The following is a 5,113-nucleotide window of genomic DNA, read 5'->3' on the forward strand; positions in this document are numbered from 1 at the left end:
CAATAAAATAAAGCTTAAAATGGATTTACTATGTTGGTCATACCAATCTGTAATTTCTTCTTTTCTGTACTCTGACAAGTTACCAACCCTCCTTTTCTTGAATGTTCAATACTTAGACGTATTAGCTAAATAAAAGTTGTGTTTTTGCATTAAAAAAATCTCTAAAAGCTTAGATTAGAGATTTTTTTGTTCTTTTATAGAACTGACGTTTATATCAGTTGTCTTAGAAATAAGGTGAAAATCATGCTCCAAGCTCATGTTTTCCTCCTTAAAATAAGTTCCTCGTTAGATCTAATATTAGTATTCCTTATGGAACTAACCTGCCCTTTAGTTGCAGAAGATATGGAGCTGTTTCCAGCCCATATAGAAGTAAAGCACCCGTTAGTTTAAGTGATAAACATCACAAACAGTGTATTATTTCATTTGAACATATTATTATTTTAAGCTCTTATAAAGTTGATATTTATACATAAAGAAAGACCATTAAATTTCGATGGTCTTATCAAACAAAAGCTTATGTTAATTGGAGGATGTTATCCACTACTTAATGGCTATATTACCTACATATTCAGCACTTCCGTTATCCGTAAGAAGGTCCACTTCTATTAGATATTCTCCTTTTTCTTTTGGGAAATTGAAGTTGAGATTTTTATCAACTTCCAATTCTACCTTCTTATCCTGCTTCCATACCCAAATACTTATTTTTTCAATCTTAAAGTCTTGACTATCAAAGTCTATATAATAATCGTGTTGACCAGAATTAATGCTTACTTGTTTTTGTTTCCTTGCAAGTGATAGAATATCTTTCGTTTCTTTCTTATATTCTTTATCAGATTTCCAATCTATATTCGCTACTTTTAATTTGATATCGCTATTAGAGAGTGTAGGAGTAAGTGTAACGCTAGGAGGAGTAAAATCATAATCTTCTCCTAAGCACCCTGTTAAAGAAAAGGCAAATAACAATCCACAAATTAAACTAAAAAATTTTTTCATATATTTACTCCTTATTATTCTCCCAGAAATAACTGGAACTCTTTGTCACACGACGAACCTATAAATAGAAAAACGATGGCGGCTATCATATTATTTATTTTAGTCAATAAAGTATTGAAGACAATCACCTAAAAATTATACCATAATAAACCAATTTCTTATAGAACTATACTGCCCCGTTAGTGCCATAAGAAAAAGAGCTGCCAAATCAACTCTCTTATCCAAGTAAAGCAACTATTAGTGGGACAAGGAAGGATTAAGTGTATAGTTCTTTTTTTAAAGCCTTAATTCCATCAATTACACTTTTTACATTTTCATCATTATTCAATTTGTTTCTTGCATGGAGCAAAACTGGTCTAACAGATTCTACCGAACGTCCAAAATCGTACATCCATTCATATCGAGGAACCATCCAAGTATGAAAATGGTGGGTAGTATCTTCATTATAAAAGTAATAAACATGTTCAATCCCTAATACTTCCCTTTGAGCTTTTCTAATCTTAGATAATAAGTTTATGTAATCAACCTTTTCTAAGTCATTTAACTCGTCAAAACACTTAATATGACGTTTAGATGCTAAAATTACTAAACCTTTAATAGGATATGCAACGTCTTGGTGAGCATGAAAATGTTCAGTTTCGACTATTACACCACCATCCGGCTCTATTTCCCCTCTTGTTAGAGCACAACTTAAACATTCGACTTCAACTGTTTTTCCATTAGACAAAGTAATTTCCCTCATAATTCCCTCCAAAAACATAATATTATCTCTCTTAAAAAGATAAAAATAAACAACCCTTGTTGAACTATCCTACCCCGTTGGTTCCATAAAAAAAGCTGCCTTAAAGACAGCTCTGATCTAAAGAAGTAAAGAATCACGTCCAATTATGGAAGATTCATCAATCATATAGGTTGTGGTATTTCAAATCCTTGTTTATTTTTAAGCCATTTTCATTATCTCATGCGCAACAACCACTTCAGTTCCAGAAAGTCCGACGGAACAAAACAATGTAACATCACTGATTGAAGTTCTACCCAATGTTTTTCCAGTTATGATGTCCGAAAGCTGTACAATATTCTGTTCATAAGGAGTATTGGTTAAGAAGTGAGGTGTTGAATAGGCACGTAACTGTTCAAGGGAGTCTGTAGTAATTACGGAACTTTTACCAGCTACTTCTATGGGCAACTCATGTCCATTCATCGATTTTGGTCCAACAGTATTGATATGTACACCCGGTTTTAACCAATCCGCATCTATCACTGGTGAACGACTATTTGTAGCACAGATGATGATATCTGCCTTCTCCACACACTTTTGGGGTGAATCCATAGAAATTACATCCATATCAAGTTTTTCAGACATTTCTTCGGCAAACTTCTTTCGATTATTATCATTGCGACTGTAAACCATAACCCGTTTAATATCACGAATAGCTATAGCAGCTTCTAACTGAGTACGAGCTTGTATACCTGTTCCAATTATCGCTAGCTGTTCAGCATCTGACCGAGACATGGCATTAATGGCAGCTCCTCCAATTGCGCCCGTGCGAAGGGCACCAAGTAAATTGCCAATAATAACGCCTTTGAATACACCTGTCACGGAATCAAACACAGATACCAGTTGTTCGTGACCCGAATGATCGTTTGAATAAGTATCGTAAACTCGAAAGCCTATAACTTTTTCAGTCTCCGTTGCGGCGCCAGCAGTGAAAACTAAGTTTCCATTCTCCGTCTCCAATTGAAATCGAGGTGGTGAAACAAGGGTTGCGTTTGCTTGTTCACGAAAAACGCGCTCAATTGCTTCGATGACGGGTTTCATTCTAGTCAATCTCAAAACGTCAGAATCTGTTAGAACTTGATATGCCATGTCTTATATGCCCACCTTTCATAGAAACCTAGTCTAAAACCTTATAATCTTGCATTTTTTTACTTTTTTAACTATTACTACCTTCTTTTCAGTTTAACATAAAACAATCATTTCTTTACTCAACAATCTGTCCCTATAGTTGCAAGATGCTTTTTCGTTTTTGTATTTTTAAATTGCTCACCTGCCTTCTATGTCCAAAACTCTTGTATTCTGAAGTGCAAAATAGCACTTAAAACAGGTGAAAATTACCGATCAAAGTGACAGTAAAAGTAAAAAGTCCTTTATTCTACAAAATGGCCCAATTGTTGAACAAATCAATAGGTACTCTTGAACTAACCTGCCCCTATAGTTCCATAAAAAAAAGCTGCCTTAAAGACAGCTCTGATCTTCAGCTAACGCACCCGTTAGTTCCATAAGAAAAGGAGCTGCTGTTAGCTCCTGGTAATGAAGTAAAGCACCTGTTATTTTAATAATTTGGACATAAAATACTGGTCGAAAAGTGTGTCATCTTTCATTAGTGAGTTCCCTTTTATTCCTTCTATCTCAAATCCCATTTTCTTATATAGAGATACTCCTGCTTCATTTTGAGTGACTACTGTAAGTTCTAACCGTAAGATATTATGAGTTATTGCCCATTCTTCTAACCTTTGAAATAGTTTTGTTCCTATACCACGCCCTGTGTATTCTTTTAAAATACCTATAACTAGGTAGGCTGAATGTTTGGTTCTTCTTGTATCTCCGCCAATGACTGCTAAATACCCTACTAACTGTCCACCTTCTTGTTCTGCAACAAGTACCGTTGAATTACTCTCTTTGTCCATTCGTTCCAACCATTTACGTTGTTGTTCAGAAGAACCTTTTCTTTCTCCTGGTTCCATAAGCATAAAATCAGCCTCAGTTTCAACTTGCTTCATTAGCCAATCGAAACTTTCAGCATCCTCAGGTTTTACCTCTCTTATTAACATCAAAATCCCCCCTTAAGCATATCCAATATTATACATCTTAATGAACTATCCTGCCCCGTTAGTGCCATAAGAAAAAGCTGCCTTAAAGGCAGCTCCGATCTTCAGCTAACGCACCCGTTAGTTTAAGTATAACTCTTCACAATCTTTTTTTTAAAAATAGGAATAAACGATGAGGCTTTATGTAGTAAATAATGTTCCATTTAGTGCTTTAACGTACCTAGTTGCAGATTTTTGAACTTGGTAATGGGCTTCTTCTTTAATTACTCGGTGAAAAGCGTCATATAACCGTTCAAACTTAAATTCATTAACCCGATTTGCGATTCTTTCTACTGTTACACTGGGCATTGGGATGAAGTTTGGATAACTATACATAAAACTTACCCATTGGCGATCAGCAGCGATCCGAATGATATCCCCAGTCAGTAATATTCCGTTCTGTCTGAACCCGTTTTTCCATTCTAAAACGGTGCCGCCTTTAAAATGTCCACCAATTCTCTGAAGTATGACACCTTGCTGTAATTCAAGCGATTCTCCAGACCAGAAAATGATTTTTTCGCTTGGCCTCGTTACCCAGTCTTTTTCATCTTCATGAATATAAATCGGAGCGTCAAAAGCTTCGGCCCATTCCACTTGACTAGAGAAATAGTGAGGGTGAGATAACGCTATAGCATCGATTCCACCTAAATCTTCAATTTGCGTAATCGTATCTTGATCAATATATGTAATACAGTCCCATAATAAATTAAAATTCGTATCTTTTATTAGATAAGCAGTTTGTCCAATTCCAAAATTCGGAATAGTATTTATGCTATATAACCCATCTTCGTCAAGGTTAATACAATTTTTAAATTTTCTATCTTTTTTCATCATTTCTAATGTTGTCCATGTTTGCCCTTTAGGACTAACATATTGTCTTTCTTCCCCGCAAATCAAACATTGATTAGGTACTTCTTTAGAGCCTCCATATTGGACTCCACATGTCTCACAAATATAATTAACCATAACCTTTTTCCCCCATATCTACAAAGCCTTAACATTAATTATTATATACAAATAAGGTAAAAATTTTAAATTTAATGCTCAATCCCAATTCCTTCAAACTGAAATTGTATATTATATACAATACTTTTTTTGGGTTATAATTATAAAGGTATTATATTCGGAAATTTTTAAACAGTCTGTTCACATTAATTATAGGAGGGGATAGTATGGAGAATAAAAAAGAAACAAATGTTTTGAAAGATGCGGCTAAATCTTTTGTTAAAGGGGTTACTTTTGGTAGTGTTTT

The 5,113-nt window shown here is 34.7% G+C and carries 5 protein-coding genes; all 5 read right to left on the reverse strand.

The window, feature by feature from the left end; genetic code table 11:
* Positions 1-540: 540 nt before the first annotated feature.
* On the reverse strand, positions 541-993 hold the full coding sequence (locus ADA55_RS02730) for a hypothetical protein (RefSeq protein WP_048678659.1): 453 nt from the start codon (positions 991-993) through the stop codon (positions 541-543).
* A 256-nt stretch (positions 994-1,249) separates the two neighbouring features.
* Complete coding sequence (locus tag ADA55_RS02735) at positions 1,250-1,735, reverse strand: HIT family protein (RefSeq protein ID WP_048678661.1); 486 nt, start codon at positions 1,733-1,735, stop codon at positions 1,250-1,252.
* A 198-nt stretch (positions 1,736-1,933) separates the two neighbouring features.
* Positions 1,934-2,860, reverse strand: a complete 927-nt coding sequence (locus tag ADA55_RS02740) for an ornithine cyclodeaminase family protein (RefSeq protein WP_048678663.1) — start codon at positions 2,858-2,860, stop codon at positions 1,934-1,936.
* A gap of 461 nt (positions 2,861-3,321) precedes the next feature.
* The gene (locus tag ADA55_RS02745) at positions 3,322-3,825 is read right to left on the reverse strand and encodes a GNAT family N-acetyltransferase (protein ID WP_048678666.1); all 504 of its coding nucleotides are present in this window, start codon (positions 3,823-3,825) and stop codon (positions 3,322-3,324) included.
* Positions 3,826-4,002: 177 nt separating this feature from the next.
* Positions 4,003-4,827: an MBL fold metallo-hydrolase gene (locus ADA55_RS02750; protein ID WP_048678668.1), complete on the reverse strand. Its 825-nt coding sequence runs from the start codon at positions 4,825-4,827 to the stop codon at positions 4,003-4,005.
* Positions 4,828-5,113 lie beyond the last annotated feature (286 nt).

The sequence above is a fragment of the Bacillus sp. 220_BSPC genome (assembly GCF_001054655.1).
GTDB classification, from domain to species: domain Bacteria; phylum Bacillota; class Bacilli; order Bacillales; family DSM-1321; genus Peribacillus; species Peribacillus frigoritolerans.